This is a genomic window from Pseudovibrio sp. Ad5 (assembly GCF_001623095.1).
Lineage (GTDB): Bacteria > Pseudomonadota > Alphaproteobacteria > Rhizobiales > Stappiaceae > Pseudovibrio.
Genome location: NZ_LMCH01000066.1, coordinates 263,767 through 279,517, shown reverse-complemented (window position 1 = coordinate 279,517; position 15,751 = coordinate 263,767). Strand labels below are relative to the sequence as shown.

Annotated in this window: 14 protein-coding genes; 11 read left to right on the top strand and 3 right to left on the bottom strand. The window is 51.0% G+C overall.

Going from position 1 to position 15,751, the window contains the following annotated elements:
- The first annotated feature begins 5 nt into the window (after window positions 1–5).
- Together sdhA and PsAD5_RS26370 are read left to right on the top strand one after the other, a co-directional pair.
- Window positions 6–1,871, top strand: coding sequence for a succinate dehydrogenase flavoprotein subunit (gene sdhA / locus PsAD5_RS26375; protein ID WP_063286406.1), 1,866 nt, complete (start codon window positions 6–8; stop codon window positions 1,869–1,871).
- Window positions 1,872–1,896: 25 nt separating this feature from the next.
- Window positions 1,897–2,679: a succinate dehydrogenase iron-sulfur subunit gene (locus tag PsAD5_RS26370; RefSeq protein WP_063294251.1), complete on the top strand. Its 783-nt coding sequence runs from the start codon at window positions 1,897–1,899 to the stop codon at window positions 2,677–2,679.
- 80 nt (window positions 2,680–2,759) lie between these two features.
- On the opposite strand, the gene PsAD5_RS26365 is transcribed toward PsAD5_RS26370, so the two are convergent.
- Together PsAD5_RS26365 and PsAD5_RS26360 are read right to left on the bottom strand one after the other, a co-directional pair.
- Window positions 2,760–3,446, bottom strand: coding sequence for an outer membrane protein (locus PsAD5_RS26365; protein WP_063286407.1), 687 nt, complete (start codon window positions 3,444–3,446; stop codon window positions 2,760–2,762).
- Window positions 3,447–3,696: 250 nt separating this feature from the next.
- Entirely contained in the window at window positions 3,697–4,296 is a 600-nt protein-coding gene (locus PsAD5_RS26360; protein WP_063294250.1) for a TetR/AcrR family transcriptional regulator, read from the bottom strand.
- 209 nt (window positions 4,297–4,505) lie between these two features.
- On the opposite strand from PsAD5_RS26360, the gene PsAD5_RS26355 reads away from it, so the two are divergent.
- Both PsAD5_RS26355 and PsAD5_RS26350 read left to right on the top strand, forming a co-directional pair.
- Window positions 4,506–4,859 (top strand): carboxymuconolactone decarboxylase family protein, encoded by a 354-nt coding sequence (locus PsAD5_RS26355; RefSeq protein WP_063294249.1) that lies wholly within the window; start codon window positions 4,506–4,508, stop codon window positions 4,857–4,859.
- Between the two features lie 138 nt (window positions 4,860–4,997).
- Complete coding sequence (locus PsAD5_RS26350; RefSeq protein WP_208981634.1) at window positions 4,998–5,822, top strand: DNA polymerase beta superfamily protein; 825 nt, start codon at window positions 4,998–5,000, stop codon at window positions 5,820–5,822.
- A gap of 142 nt (window positions 5,823–5,964) precedes the next feature.
- On the opposite strand, the gene PsAD5_RS26345 is transcribed toward PsAD5_RS26350, so the two are convergent.
- The gene (locus PsAD5_RS26345; RefSeq protein WP_063286410.1) at window positions 5,965–6,342 is read right to left on the bottom strand and encodes an MAPEG family protein; all 378 of its coding nucleotides are present in this window, start codon (window positions 6,340–6,342) and stop codon (window positions 5,965–5,967) included.
- Window positions 6,343–6,604: 262 nt separating this feature from the next.
- Here PsAD5_RS26345 and PsAD5_RS26340 point away from each other — a divergent pair, with 262 nt between their 5' ends.
- The 7 genes from PsAD5_RS26340 to PsAD5_RS26305 all read left to right on the top strand — a co-directional run bounded on the left by PsAD5_RS26340 (window position 6,605) and on the right by PsAD5_RS26305 (window position 15,703).
- Window positions 6,605–7,063: an arsenate-mycothiol transferase ArsC gene (locus PsAD5_RS26340; protein ID WP_063294247.1), complete on the top strand. Its 459-nt coding sequence runs from the start codon at window positions 6,605–6,607 to the stop codon at window positions 7,061–7,063.
- Window positions 7,064–7,251: 188 nt separating this feature from the next.
- Entirely contained in the window at window positions 7,252–7,791 is a 540-nt protein-coding gene (locus tag PsAD5_RS26335; protein WP_057462985.1) for an AprI/Inh family metalloprotease inhibitor, read from the top strand.
- 234 nt (window positions 7,792–8,025) lie between these two features.
- Window positions 8,026–9,183 (top strand): cell division protein ZapE, encoded by a 1,158-nt coding sequence (gene zapE, locus PsAD5_RS26325; protein ID WP_063294396.1) that lies wholly within the window; start codon window positions 8,026–8,028, stop codon window positions 9,181–9,183.
- 188 nt (window positions 9,184–9,371) lie between these two features.
- On the top strand, window positions 9,372–10,334 hold the full coding sequence (gene mdh, locus PsAD5_RS26320) for a malate dehydrogenase (protein WP_057462983.1): 963 nt from the start codon (window positions 9,372–9,374) through the stop codon (window positions 10,332–10,334).
- A 93-nt stretch (window positions 10,335–10,427) separates the two neighbouring features.
- Complete coding sequence (sucC, locus tag PsAD5_RS26315) at window positions 10,428–11,627, top strand: ADP-forming succinate--CoA ligase subunit beta (protein ID WP_057462982.1); 1,200 nt, start codon at window positions 10,428–10,430, stop codon at window positions 11,625–11,627.
- The gene (sucD, locus tag PsAD5_RS26310) at window positions 11,627–12,550 is read left to right on the top strand and encodes a succinate--CoA ligase subunit alpha (protein ID WP_057462981.1); all 924 of its coding nucleotides are present in this window, start codon (window positions 11,627–11,629) and stop codon (window positions 12,548–12,550) included. Before sucC ends, sucD begins: the two co-directional genes overlap by 1 nt.
- Before the next feature lie 183 nt (window positions 12,551–12,733).
- Entirely contained in the window at window positions 12,734–15,703 is a 2,970-nt protein-coding gene (locus tag PsAD5_RS26305; RefSeq protein WP_057462980.1) for a 2-oxoglutarate dehydrogenase E1 component, read from the top strand.
- Window positions 15,704–15,751 lie beyond the last annotated feature (48 nt).

Genomic DNA, 15,751 nt, shown 5'->3' with positions numbered 1-15,751 from the left:
TCTAGATGGTTGAACAGACCGGTGTATCGACAGCGCCAAGCCAGAGCGGCAAGGCCTATGAGTTTGTAGACCACAAGTTTGACGTTGTGGTTGTAGGTGCTGGTGGTGCTGGCCTTCGGGCAACGCTCGGTATGGCTGAGCAGGGATTGAAAACAGCTTGTATCTCCAAGGTGTTTCCAACTCGCTCCCACACTGTTGCAGCACAGGGTGGTATTGCAGCAAGCTTGAAGAACATGACGCCAGACTGCTGGCAGTGGCATATGTATGACACTGTTAAGGGCTCTGACTGGCTCGGTGACACGGATGCGATGGAATACCTCGCGCGTGAAGCACCAAAGGCAGTTTATGAGCTTGAGCACTACGGTGTGCCTTTCTCCCGTACGGAAGAAGGCAAGATCTATCAGCGCCCATTCGGCGGCCACATGCAGAACTACGGTGAAGGTCCCCCAGTACAGCGCACCTGTGCTGCTGCTGACCGGACTGGTCACGCGATCCTACATACGCTGTATGGTCAGTCTCTGCGCCACAACGCTGATTTCTTCATCGAGTACTTCGCACTTGATCTGATCATGTCAGAAGAGGGCGTATGTGAGGGCGTGATCGCCTGGAACCTCGATGACGGCACAATCCACCGCTTCTCTGCGAAGATGGTTGTTCTGGCCACTGGTGGTTACGGACGTTCATTCTTCTCCGCAACATCTGCCCATACCTGTACAGGTGATGGCGGTGGCATGATCGCTCGTGCGGGTCTGCCTCTGCAGGATATGGAGTTCGTTCAGTTCCACCCAACCGGTATCTACGGCTCAGGCTGTTTGATCACGGAAGGTGCGCGTGGTGAAGGTGGCTACCTCGTAAACTCCGAGGGTGAGCGCTTTATGGAGCGTTATGCTCCTTCCGCGAAAGATCTCGCCTCTCGTGATGTTGTTTCCCGTTGTATGACGATGGAAATTCGCGAAGGTCGTGGCGTTGGCAAAAACAAAGACCACATCTTCCTGCACCTGGATCATCTTGATCCTGATCTGCTGGCAGAGCGTCTTCCAGGTATCTCCGAAAGTGCGCGCATCTTTGCAGGTGTTGACGTGACTAAGGAGCCGATCCCGGTTCTGCCAACTGTTCACTACAATATGGGTGGTATTCCAACCAACTATTGGGGTGAAGTGCTGAACCCAACCAAAGAAGATCCAAACGCAATCGCGCCGGGTCTGATGGCTGTTGGTGAAGCTGGGTGTGCGTCCGTTCACGGTGCAAACCGCCTCGGTTCAAACTCGCTGATCGATCTTGTTGTGTTCGGTCGTGCGGCTGCTATCCGCGCTGGTGAAGTTGTTGATCGTGAAGCTCCAATTCCAGAGCCTAACGAAGCTTCCAGTCAGAAAATCATGGCTCGCTTCGATAAGCTGCGCTTTGCAAAAGGGTCTACCCCAACGGCTGAGTTGCGCTCCAAGATGCAGAAGACCATGCAGGAAGATGCGGCTGTGTTCCGTACTCAGGAAAGCCTGGAGCAGGGATGTAAGCGCATCTCCGCTATCTGGGACGAAATGAGCGAACTGCACGTCTCTGACAGCTCCATGATTTGGAACTCTGATCTGGTCGAAACGCTTGAGCTTGAAAACCTTATGGCCAACGCAATCACCACTGTTTACGGCGCTGAAGCGCGTAAAGAGAGCCGTGGTGCACATGCTCGTGAAGACTATAAAGATGGTCCTCTCGGTGGTCGTAACGATGACGAGTGGCGCAAGCACACCATCTCTCACCTCTCTGAGGATGGTAAGGTGACCTTGAGCTATCGTCCGGTTGTTCTCGAGCCGCTGACTACCTACGATCAAGGTGGCATCGACATGAAGAAGATCGCACCGAAAGCCCGCGTCTACTAAGGCGCCGAAATCTGGAGTAACTGTTATGGCTGAATTCAAACTGCCACAAAACTCCCGGATGGGAGAGGGCAAAGTCTGGCCAAAGCCGGAAGGCGCCACTAACACCCGTGAGTACCGCATCTACCGCTGGTCTCCGGATGACGGACGCAAACCACGCATCGACACCTACTACGTTGATGCGGACGATTGTGGCCCAATGGTGCTGGACGCGCTCATCTACATCAAGGATAAGGTCGATCCAACATTGACCTTCCGCCGGTCTTGTCGTGAAGGGATCTGCGGATCCTGTGCTATGAACATCGACGGAACCAACACACTGGCATGTACAAAGGGTGCTGACGAATGCTCTCACGAGATCGTCAAAATCTACCCTCTGCCGCACATGCCTGTTGTGAAGGATCTTGTGCCGGATCTGACTCGTTTTTACGCGCAGCATCGCTCTATCGAGCCATGGTTGAAAACCACGACACCTGAGCCTGAGAAAGAATGGCTGCAGTCCTATGAAGATCGCCAGAAACTGGATGGTCTTTATGAGTGCATTCTGTGTGCTTGCTGCTCCACCTCTTGCCCAAGCTACTGGTGGAATGGTGATCGCTACCTCGGCCCTGCAGTCCTTCTGCAGGCTTACCGTTGGTTGATCGACAGCCGTGATGAGGCAACTGGTGAGCGTCTGGACAATCTTGAAGATCCGTTCCGTCTGTACCGCTGCCACACCATCATGAACTGCTCTCAGGCATGTCCAAAGGGTCTGAACCCTGCAAAGGCAATTGCTGAGATCAAGAAGATGATGGTCGAGCGTCGCGTTTAATCAACGTGTGAGCACGTTGTAAAATCAAGAAAAGCCGCCTCACTGAAATGAGGCGGCTTTTTTCATTTGAGGCTAATAGCCTAAAACTTATAGGAAACACCGATCCGGATAGCGTCGCTGTCAATGTCTTCCTTGAAGCGCGTTCCACCAACGGTAAAGCTACGACCGGGAAAGACAATGCGCTCATAGTCCAGGCGTACAATCACTCGCTCTGTGACGAACATCTCAAGGCCAGCACCGCCAACCCAGCCAAGCATGGTATTGCTGTCGGAGCCAGGACCGAAATTCGGGTTAGAGGCACGGAAGGTGGAAACAGCTGCACCACCAGTCACATACGCCATGAACCAATCGTAGGTGAGGCCGGCCCGGATCTTTGCGGCAGCGAAGTAATCAGAGCGCAAAGACATTTCACCGCGAGAACGCTCACCAAAAGACCAGTAAGCGCCTTCGCCTTCTACGCCGATCAGAATGTTCTGATAGGTGTAGTTGTAGCCGCCGTATAACCCAACGGTCCCGCCGTTATACTGCGTACCACTGTTGTTGAAGCGGTTCGTGCCATGAAGGCGGGCCCAGCCACCCTGCACACCGAGATAGAAGCCATCCCAGTCATATTCAGGTGGGGTGATCAGCCCATCGACAACTTCTTCCTCGTAAACTTCATAGGGCTCTTCCACCTCTACACCAGGTGGGTATTCAACAGCATAGGAATGGCTGCTGAAGCCGAGCAATCCCAATACCGCAAACGCAAATACTCTTAAGCGACTCATTGGTTCCCCCAAAATACGCAAGAGGATGACACGGCTAAATAATCAGACGTGATAGGTAACTTGATACAAATAAGTCTAGAACTGCGATCTTTATAAATGCTTGATTTTAAAAAGGAAAATTTGCGTTAAGGCTAGTTGGAATTGACAGGCATTGATGTGCTGATTTCTCAATTTCAAGGGGGAGATACCTGCAATCCCTACGAAACCGTCAATGAGCTCATGGCGGGTTTACGAAAAAGTCAGCAACTCTCTAGCGTCGCTCAACGCCTCGCAGAACCAGCTTGATAACGCCAATGCATTCTTTGCGCTGTATCTCATAGGGTTCGTGGCTGTGCAGTTGAGGAAAGCGGAACTTCATCGTCGCAGCGTGAATGTGTCTTGCCACCTGACTGACTTCTCGTAGGTCAAATTCCTCAGCAAGGTTGCCGGAATGCAGGATAGTGTGCATTGGTTGTCGCACAAGCCGGAACAGTTCTTCAAAGTCTTCCGGGCGCTTCTGTTCCAGCACCTGCAAGCAGTCTGCCAGACCCTTGTTGAGTGCCAGCAGGCGATAAGTCTCTTCAAATTCCATCATGAGAAACTTGCTCAGACGTGCTGAGGCACTGGCGTTGGGGTCAGTAGCTGTTTCAAGGCGCGCAACCAGCTTCACCACCTCTGCAGCGACAACAGCACAGGCAAGGTCTATCTTGCTTGGGTAGAAGTTATAGATGTGTGCCATTGAGATACCTGAGGCATCTGCAATCTCGCTCACCGAGGTTTTCTTGTACCCTTGGGTGAGGAATGCATCACGGGCGGCAGCGAGCAGGTCAGCAGCACGGCCCTTTGCAGTCAGGATTTCTGCGATGGACATATCAATTTCCGAAAATGAAAAAACGAGAGTTCCTTCAGTAATCATAGCTGAGTAGAGATTGCAATGACGTATGCGTCATATTAACGGACAAATTATGTAAAAACACGAATGATATTAATGCGCTAAGCGCGATTTCTTTGATTTTAGTCATTGTTGGATTTTTGCGAATTATTAGTATTAGAAATATCTAATATAAAAGGAGTCGAAGCATGGCTGTAGAAAAATGGCAAGAATTCCTCACCCAAACGGATGGTCGCATCGCTGAACTGCGCCCGGGTATTCCTGGCGTTATGAAGGGGTTTGGCGAAATCGCGAAAAGCGCGATTGGAACCGGCGCTCTTGAACCGAAGCAAAAAGAGCTCATCGCGATCTCCATTGGTGTTGCTGCACGCTGTGATGCCTGCCTTGGATACCACGCAAAAGCCTGCATCAAATATGGTGTAACACGTGAAGAGCTGATGGAAGCTCTCGGTGTGGCTGTTTACATGGGTGGCGGACCTTCCCTCATGTACGCAGCAGAAGCGCTCAGTGCATTTGATGCTCTGTCTTCAGAAGCAAAGTAAGAAGTGACGTATCTTCACCCAATCTCTCTGTTTTCCTAAAACTTAGAGAGCAAACTGCTTGCGTGCACTTGCCCTGAATTGCGTTCAAGGGTAAGTGCAACGAGGGGAAGCCTCTTAGATTTCAGGTAGGCAAAATTGGTGGGTGCACCTTCACAGGTTGGTTCGGAAAGCTCTTCTGTTTTTATGGAGCTGGAAAAGAACTTTCGTGACTTGGAAAACGAAAGAAATCTGCGTGTTCTGCACGCGGGCGATCTTTCACACCTGTATCTTCATAAAAAATCTGAAGCTCACTACGCCAATTGTCGGTTCATCTACATTCGATCAATTGAGCACTACCTTTCCCTTTTTCCAGTTGATGAGACGGTAGACGTTGATGTGAATGTCCCGGCAAATGTGTCTGGCTGGGACTTAAAAAAAACGCTCATTGCGCTGTTAAAAGGCAATCCTGAGCCGCTTGATTGGGTTCAGTTGAAGGACCCATATGCGGGGCATGACGAGTTTCCGAAGTCGTTGATCTCTTTTGCCCTTGAGCATTGTGACCCGGTTCGTTTCGCGCTTTATCATTACAATCGGATTGAGCGACAGAAGCACCGGTTTGACGGTGTGTCACTCGGCGAGATCGTACCTGAACGCTTGTATGACCTCATCCGCTCATCACTGGTGCTGCGCTGGTACAATCAGAATCGCTATCAGGGTGTTCCGCCTTCTCGCCTCTCAGATATTGCCGAGGCGACCTTTATTCGCCCCGTTCTGCGTGGTGAGATCGAGGAGTTGGTAGAGCGTAGCGAAGCTGGGATGATCAAGGACGTCGTTCGCCCTGCTGGCGCTATCAACGATCTGATCCTGGCTGAATTGGAGGCTGGCCCTGCACTACTTGCCCGCCGACGTCGCCAATTTACTCAGGAAACTGCAGCTCAAGCGGACCGATTCTTCCTGAAATGGGCAGTCGTCCCTAAAAACTAATGGTCTCACAAGGCCTTCTGTTTACTTCTCTCACCTGTAGTCCTGCAGAAACAGCAGAACCGTGCCAGTTTGCGTGAGAAAGATCTTTACCTTTCTCACAATACCTTGAAATCGCGGGGATTATGACCCCCAGCGCTTGCTGTTATGACCACGCCGGAGACGTGAACAGCGCAACAGCGCAAATCAAACCAACGAACCAGACAAGAGAACGCAGGGTGGCGCGGTTAAGCCAATAGCATGCGACGAACAGCACGCGCATTGCGATGAACAAACCGCACAGTCTTTCAATCCAGTCTGGGTCACCGCCATAGGCGAGGGCAACGAGCACAGATACTGCATAAAGAGGGAAAGCTTCGAGGCCGTTGATCTCTGCGGAGCGCGCGCGCAAGCGAAATCCTTCTTTCCAATATTCTGGGTCTCTTGGGTTTGAGTTGTCGAACTTGCGGGAAAATTTGGCAGGAAGAACAGAAAGCCATGGCATCAGACCGGCAATCAGTATGGTCCATAAAGGGAAAGACATTGTGCAGCTCCAAATAAACTCAGAAAAATCGGAGCCTTTATACAGGCATAAAGAAGCAAAGTGAACTGAGTTCACTTAGGTTTGAAGCCTCCATTGCGAATATTTCCGCACTTTGGCTTCGCTCATTCCAATTCTAATCGCAATTATTTTAAGCGCATCGTCTGGTTGTCATCGATCCGAAGAAAAAGGGCACTATGAAGTGCTGGAACCGAGTGACACCGAATGATTGGACATTGTCCGGCGCTCCAGTGGAGACGTGCCTATGACTAAGGCAAATGTACTGTTTGTTTGCGTAGATAATTCATTTCTGAGTCTGGCTGCAGAAGCCTACTTAAACCATACCTCCATGGGAGAGTTGCGTGCCTTCTCTGGTGGCCCCTTGCCACGAGAGGAAATGGTTTCGCTCACCAAGAAAGTTCTTTTCGCCAGCGGTATGGATGAAGGAGGATTGCATCCGAAGCCCTGGACGATTTTTTCGCTGCCCCATGCACCTCAACCTGACTACATAATAAGACTTCAGACAAGTGTGCTTCTTGACAAGCAACCGATGTGGCCCGGTCATCCGGTAAAGTTGAACTGGGATATCTGCCTAGATGAAGATGTTCCTCGGAACATAAAAGAGGCAACAGATGCATTCCGCAAAATTAAAGAATCTATAGATCTTGCAACCTCCTCTAAGGTTTTTTCTAGTGATTCTCTAAATTGGCGTGCTGCTTGTTAAGGTTGGCTGGCCCAATGCTTTATGAGAGTTGTCAGATTTTCCCATGTTTCCCTTAGGAAATAGGGGTTTCAGTGGGAAACTCACATTTTTTTGAGTGGTAAACCTTTCACCTGCCTTGTTTTAGGGGCAGTTTCTTAAGGTCTTTATGGTTAATACGCCTTAATTCACAAGGCTGGGATGACACCACTATGAATCGTAGTTTGACGATTGCATTTGTTTCTGTAATTGCACTTTCCACAATAGCGTGCCAGCGGACGACGTATACCCGTAGCTATGTCTCTCCGTTGCCTGCGTCTCCGATCTCACCAATCGAAGGTCAGACACTGTCGCCGATCACTCCTGGTCAGCCAGGTTCTGAAGGCCAGATCTTGGTTGATGGTCAGGACGCGAACGCTAACTCGCAGGTTGTTTCTGCACCTCCTGCTCCAAACGTAAATGCAACAGGTGGCTCTGTAGGCCGCACTGATTTGCTTGGCGGATGGAGCGTCTCTTCAGGTGGCGACAACTGTAAGCTCTTCATGACGCTGACCAAGTGGAGCGGCGGCTACCGCGCGAATACACGCGGTTGTAGCGATGCGACGCTCTCTCAGATCTCTGCATGGAATCTGAATGGCAGTCAGGTTGTCTTGAAAGACGCTGGCGGCGGAAACGTTGCAACCCTCTCTGGTGCCGGAACTAACTTCTCTGGTCAGACAGCGAACGGCGCTCCGATCAACTTCGCCCGCTAATCATCATCTGATGATCTTATAAGTTTCAAAGCGTTGCGCCGGTATCAGGTGCAGCGTTTTTTGTGTTTGCTTATGTGCGCCGCAGATTTTGATCAGATGTGAGACGTTGGTTTTACGAATAAACCCTATTGTACTTGCGTCTGGGTGGCGCTCTCCTTTATGCCATGGGAAAATATAGCCCATCGGATCGGCGTGATTTGCCCTCTGAAATACAGCTTAAGGAATGTGAGCTCCGTGCTTGAGAATACGTCTAACCTAACAACCGTCCTTGCCCACTACGAAGCGATGGTCGCACGGGGCGACCTGGAGGCCGATCCGGCGCAAATTCAGGTGGCAAAGTCTCTGGATGCTTTAACTGCAGAAATGGCGCAGCGAAAGCCGGAAGAGAAAAAAGGGCTGTTAGGTCGCCTGTTTGGAAAAGGCAAAGAAGAGCCTGACTACATCAAAGGCCTATATGTTTGGGGTTCTGTCGGACGTGGCAAAACCATGCTCATGGATCTGTTCTATGATCTAAGCCCCGAACCTAAAAAGCATCGTTCTCACTTCCATGAGTTCATGGAGGAGATCCACGATCGCATATTCATGGTCCGCAAGCAGATCAGTGCTGGAACGATCAAAGACCGCGATCCGATCATCCCGGTTGCTGAAGAGATTATCAGCACAACGCGGCTCCTATGCTTTGATGAGTTCACTGTAACCGACATCGCCGATGCTATGTTGCTCGGGCGGCTTTTCAGCAAATTGCTCGAGGCTGGTGTTGTCGTTGTGTGTACCTCAAACGTTGTGCCGGATGAGCTCTATAAAGATGGACTGAATAGAAATCACATTCTTCCATTCATCCGTTCTTTGAATGAGCGAATGAGTGTCATTCACTTGGATGCGCCAACCGATTACCGCCTTGAGAAGCTCTCCGGCTCAGATACGTACCTCGAGCCGCTTGGTCCTGAGAGCCTCCAGAAGATGGAGAAACTTTGGGCCAGTATGACCTACGGCCTTCAATGTCATCTTGTTGAGTTAGAAAACAAAGGCCGGAAAATACCAGTAAGCCGCACTTGTAGCGCGATTGCCTGGTTCACATTTCAGGAATTGTGCTGCACCCCGCTAGGGCCATCTGATTACCTGCGTATTGCACATGCTTTCAACACAGTTTTCCTCGAAGGTGTGCCCGTACTGGACAAGGCGCGCAGGAACGAAGCAAAGCGATTCATCAACCTGATTGATACGCTCTACGACAATCACGTACATCTCGTGATTCAGGCAAGCGCAGAGCCGCAGGACCTCTATGTTGCCTCATCTGGAACCGAAGCATTTGAGTTTGATCGAACAACTTCGCGCCTGATCGAAATGCGTTCGGAAGAGTACTTGATGCGTGAGCATAATACCGAAAACTGAAAAAATTTAATTTTATTCAGAAATGACGTATTGAGAGCTTATCCAAACTGCTAAAAAAACGTCATTTTACGGAAAATAACGCGGATGTGTGTTTCATTTGGGTTGCGCACATCCGTCAAAACCGCTACCCACTGCGACAAATAGGCACCATATATCATGGTTCTATGTTACGTAAAGGGGAGCTCCTCATGGCGCGCAACAAGATTGCTTTGATTGGATCCGGTCAGATTGGTGGCACACTTGCACACCTCGCTGGTCTGAAAGAACTGGGTGATATCGTTCTGTTCGACATCGCTGAAGGTATGCCTCAGGGCAAAGCTTTGGACTTGGCAGAATCTTCTCCAGTTGACGGCTTTGACTCTGGTCTGTCTGGCACAAACACCTATGAAGGCATCGCTGGTTCTGATGTCGTCATCGTGACTGCAGGTGTTCCTCGTAAACCTGGCATGAGCCGTGATGATCTGCTTGAAATTAACCTGAAGGTTATGGAGCAGGTTGGCGCTGGTATTAAGAAGTACGCTCCAGACGCATTCGTAATCTGCATCACCAACCCGCTCGACGCGATGGTTTGGGCTCTGCAGAAATTCTCCGGTCTTCCAGCAAACAAAGTTGTTGGCATGGCTGGCGTATTGGATAGCGCTCGCTTCCGTTACTTCCTCGCAGAAGAATTCAAAGTATCCGTAGAAGACGTAACCGCATTCGTTCTTGGCGGTCACGGCGATACAATGGTTCCACTGACACGCTACTCCACTGTTGCTGGCGTTCCACTCACCGATCTGGTGAAAATGGGCTGGCTCACTGCTGAGCGTCTCGAAGAAATCGTTCAGCGCACCCGTGATGGTGGCGCAGAAATCGTTGGTCTTCTGAAAACTGGTTCTGCATTCTACGCACCAGCTGCATCTGCTATCGCAATGGCAGAAAGCTACCTCAAAGACAAAAAGCGCGTTCTTCCATGTGCTGCATACCTTGACGGCCAGTATGGTCAGAAAGACATGTACCTTGGCGTGCCAACTGTTATTGGCGAAAACGGCATCGAACGTATCATTGAAATTGATCTCAATAGCGATGAAAAAGCGATGTTCGACAAATCCGTTTCTTCTGTAAACGGCCTTGTTGACGCTTGTAAGAAAATCCAGCCTGCTCTGGCATAAGCCACGCAAGCTATGATCTGAAAGACTGGCAGCACTAGGCGTTGCCAGTCTAGCTCCCTGCTTCGGCAGGGCCCCTTAGAATGGGAAGGGCAGATGAACATACATGAATACCAGGCCAAACAGGTCCTGAAGGAATACGGCGCACCTGTTGCTGAAGGTGTTGCAATTTTCTCCGCTGATGAAGCTGAAGCCGCTGCAAAAAGCCTTCCAGGCCCGTTGTGGGTTGTGAAGTCTCAGATCCACGCAGGTGGTCGCGGTAAGGGTAAGTTCAAAGAACTCGGCCCAGAAGCAAAAGGCGGCGTTCGTCTTGCATTCAACTTGGATGAAGTAAAGTCCCACGCTGCTGACATGCTCGGCAACACACTGGTGACTGCACAGACCGGTGATGCTGGTAAAGTCGTGAACCGCCTTTACATCGAAGACGGTGCGGATATTGACCGCGAACTGTACCTCTCTCTGCTCGTCGATCGCACATGTGGTCAGGTTGCTTTCGTAGCATCCACTGAAGGCGGCATGGATATTGAGGAAGTTGCGCACAATACGCCAGAGCTTATCCTCACTCTGCCAATCGATCCGCTTCAGGGCGTGACCGAAGACAAAGCATCTGCTCTTTGTGACACCCTCAAGCTTGAAGGTGAAGCACGCGCGGATGGCATGAAGCTGTTCCCAATCCTCTACAAAGCATTTGTAGAAAAGGATATGGCGCTTCTCGAAATCAACCCATTGATCGTTATGGAAAGTGGTCGTCTGCGCGTTCTGGATGCGAAAGTATCCTTCGACGGCAACGCACTGTTCCGCCACGAAGACATTGTTGCCCTGCGCGATAAGACCGAAGAAGACGAAAAAGAGATCGAAGCTTCCAAGCACGACCTCGCTTACGTTGCTCTCGACGGTAACATCGGCTGCATGGTGAACGGTGCTGGTCTGGCAATGGCGACCATGGACATCATCAAGCTGTATGGTGCTGAACCTGCAAACTTCCTTGATGTTGGTGGTGGCGCTACCAAAGAGAAAGTAACCTCTGCGTTCAAGATCATCACGTCCGATCCAAACGTTCAGGGCATTCTGGTCAACATCTTCGGTGGCATCATGCGCTGTGATGTGATTGCAGAAGGCGTTCTGGCTGCTGTTAAAGAAGTTGGTCTTCAGGTTCCTCTCGTTGTGCGCCTCGAAGGCACCAACGTTGAGCTTGGCAAAAAGATCATTAGCGAAAGCGGCATGAATGTTATTCCTGCTGACGATCTCGACGATGCAGCTCAGAAAATCGTGGCTGCTGTGAAGGAGGTCGCATAATGTCTATCCTCGTCGACAAAGACACCAAAGTCATCGTCCAGGGTCTGACCGGTAAAACCGGTACATTCCACACTGAGCAGGCACTGGCATACTTCGGCACCCAAATGGTTGCCGGTGTACACCCTAAAAAAGGCGGCGAAACCTGGTCTTCCGGACTTGAATCTGCTGCTGAACTGCCAATCTTTGCTTCCGTTAAAGAAGCGAAAGACGCAACCGGTGCAAACGCTTCTGTTGTTTACGTCCCACCAGCAGGTGCAGGCGCAGCAATCATCGAAGCTATCGACGCTGGCATTCCTTTCATCGTTTGTATCACTGAGGGTATCCCGGTTGCAGACATGGTGAAGGTTAAAGCTCGCCTCGACGCATCCGACAGCCGTCTTCTCGGTCCAAACTGCCCAGGCGTTCTGACACCTGAACAGTGTAAGATCGGCATTATGCCAGGCTCCATCTTCCAGAAGGGCTCTGTAGGTATTGTTTCCCGTTCAGGTACACTTACTTATGAAGCAGTCTTCCAGACTTCGCAGGAAGGCCTCGGCCAGTCCACTGCAGTCGGCATCGGTGGTGATCCTGTAAAGGGCACTGAGTTCATCGATATGCTGGACTTGTTCCTGGACGATCCAGAAACAGAATCCATCATCATGATCGGTGAGATCGGTGGTTCTGCAGAAGAAGAAGCAGCTGAATGGCTCAAAGAACAGGCTGCAAAAGGCCGTTCTAAGCCAATGGTTGGCTTCATTGCTGGTCGTACAGCGCCTCCAGGCCGTACCATGGGTCACGCAGGTGCTGTGATCTCTGGCGGTAAAGGCGGAGCGGACGACAAGATTGCTGCAATGGAAGACGCGGGCATCCGTGTATCTCCATCCCCAGCTAAGCTTGGCAAGACCCTTGTTGCTCTTCTCGAAGAGTTGAAGCAGGGTGCTTAAAAATTACACCTCCTATACCATTTAGGAGGCATACTAAATCGACTGTCGGTGAATCACTTTCATCGACAGTCTTGAGAAGGCAGTAAGTCCCCAGGCTTGCTGTCAGTCGCGGGACCCAAGGGTATGTGGTGTGTGACACCCGCCCAAAGAAAGTAGGGCGGATCAACAGTCCGCTTAAAAACGATGGCTCGGCAGGACGCGAACAACGTATTCGCGCTGACGTCGTTTCTTTACGGCGCCAACGCTCCTTATATTGAAGAGCTTTATGCTCAATATCAGGAAAACCCGAATTCACTCGACCCCGAGTGGAAAGAATTCTTTTCTTCGCTTCAGGACAATCCAGAAGACGTAATCAAGGAAGCTCGCGGAGCAACCTGGCAGCGTTCTGATTGGCCAGTTCCAGCAAATGGTGAACTGGTTTCAGCTCTTGATGGCGACTGGCCCGCTGAAAAAGAAGTCAGCAAAAAGATCAAGTCCACGGCCAAGAAGAATGGTGTTGAGCTAACCGAAGATCAGGTGCTGCAGGCAACTCGCGATAGTGTTCGTGCGATCATGATGATCCGTGCTTACCGTATGCGCGGCCACTTGCATGCTGATCTTGACCCGCTCCGCCTTGCTGTTCCTGGTGACCATGAAGAGTTGCATCCCGCGACCTATGGCTTCTCTGAAGCGGACTGGGATCGGAAGATCTTCCTGGACAACGTTCTGGGCATGGAATTCGCCACCATCCGTGAGATGCTGGAAATTCTGAAACGGACCTATTGTTCCACCCTTGGTGTTGAGTTCATGCACATCTCTGATCCAGCTGCAAAAGCATGGATCCAGGAGCGCATTGAAGGTCCGGACAAACACGTTGCCTTCACACCAGAAGGTAAGAAAGCGATCCTCAATAAACTTGTTGAGGCCGAAGGCTTTGAGAAGTTCCTTGATGTAAAATACACCGGTACAAAGCGTTTCGGTCTGGACGGTGGTGAAGCACTGATCCCGGCGCTTGAGCAGATCATCAAACGCGGTGGTGCTCTTGGTGTTAAAGACATCGTTCTGGGCATGGCGCACCGTGGTCGTTTGAACGTTCTGTCTCAGGTGATGGGCAAGCCACATCGCGCGATCTTCCATGAGTTCAAGGGCGGTTCATACGCTCCTGATGATGTGGAAGGCTCTGGTGATGTGAAGTACCACCTTGGTGCTTCTTCTGACCGCTCTTTCGACAACAACAACGTTCACCTGTCTTTGACAGCGAACCCGTCTCACCTTGAGATCGTAAACCCGGTTGTTCTGGGTAAGGTCCGCGCCAAGCAGGATCAGCTTTCTGATTGGAAAGAGACATCGGAGATTGACCGCAGCAACGTCCTCCCATTGCTTCTGCACGGCGATGCTGCGTTTGCTGGTCAGGGTGTTGTCGCTGAATGTTTCGGTCTGTCCGCGCTTCGTGGTCACCGCACTGGTGGTTCGATCCATGTGATCATCAACAACCAGATCGGCTTTACAACCAACCCACGTTTCTCACGGTCTTCACCTTATCCTTCTGACGCCGCGAAAGTGATTGAAGCGCCGATCTTCCATGCAAATGGTGATGATCCGGAAGCTGTTACTTTTGCTGCAAAGATTGCGACTGAATATCGTCAGAAGTTCGGACGCCCAGTCGTGATTGACATCATCTGTTATCGCCGCTTTGGCCATAACGAAGGTGACGAGCCTGCGTTTACGCAGCCGATCATGTACCGCAAGATCCGCAAGCATGAAACAACCCTTCAGATCTATGCTGACAAGCTGGTCAAAGAAGGTCTGATGTCTGCTGAGGACGTTAATAAAGCAAAAGCTGACTGGCGTTCGCATCTGGATCGTGAATTCGAAACAGGCCAAACCTACAAGCCAAACAAAGCCGACTGGCTTGATGGCCGTTGGTCTAAGATGAAGGTTGCGAAGGAAGTTGACGAGCCGCGTCGTGGTTCGACTGGTCTTCCAATGGATGAACTCAAAGAACTCGGCGGCAAGCTGACCAATGTGCCTGATGATTTCAATGCACACCGCACGATCCGCCGCTTCATGAACAACCGTGCCAAAATGATTGAGACCGGTGAGGGTATCGATTGGGCAATGGGCGAAGCAATGGCATTCGGTGCATTGCTGAAAGAAGGCCATTCCGTTCGCTTGTCCGGTCAGGATTGTGAACGCGGCACCTTCTCTCAACGTCACTCCGTTCTGTATGATCAGGAAGACGAAGGCCGTTACATCCCGCTGAACCATGTTGGTGAAAAGCAGGGCCGTTATGAAGTCATCAACTCAATGCTTTCTGAAGAAGCAGTGTTGGGCTTTGAATACGGTTACTCGCTGACAGAACCAAATGCGCTGACCATGTGGGAAGCACAGTTCGGTGACTTTGCAAACGGTGCGCAGGTACTGTTCGACCAGTTCATCTCCTCTGGTGAGCGTAAATGGCTGCGTATGTCCGGTCTGGTCTGCTTGCTGCCGCATGGCTACGAAGGTCAGGGTCCTGAGCACTCCTCAGCACGCCTTGAGCGTTTCTTGCAGATGTGCGCGGAAGACAACATGCAGGTAGCCAACTGTTCGACACCGGCTAACTACTTCCACATCCTTCGCCGTCAGTTGAAGCGTGACATTCGTAAGCCACTCGTTCTGATGACGCCAAAGTCTCTGCTCCGCCACAAGCGTGCAGTTTCCAAACTGGAAGACTTCGGCGCAGACGAAAGCTTCCACCGTCTCCTTCACGATGATGCTCAAACGAACCCAGGTTCAACTGTTGAGTTGAAGAAGGATGAAGACATCCGTCGCGTGATCCTGTGTACAGGCAAGGTCTACTATGACCTGCTCGAAGAGCGTGAGAAACGTAACATCAACGATGTTTACATCCTCCGCGTTGAGCAGCTCTACCCGTTCCCGACCAAGTCCTTGTGCGTAGAGATGGGCCGCTTCAAGAATGCAGACGTAGTCTGGTGTCAGGAAGAGCCGAAGAACATGGGCTCATGGTTCTTCATTCAACAGTACATTGAATGGGTTCTGGAGCATGTGAATGCAAAAGTGCATCGCCCGCGTTACGTTGGCCGGCCACCAGCTGCTGCAACAGCAACCGGCTTGATGTCAAAGCACTTGGCTCAGCTACAAGCTTTCCTCGACGATGCATTCGCCGAGTAAGTACCTCGTAATCAGGTAAGTCCGACAGGCCTTTCAGGGGCCCTGAAA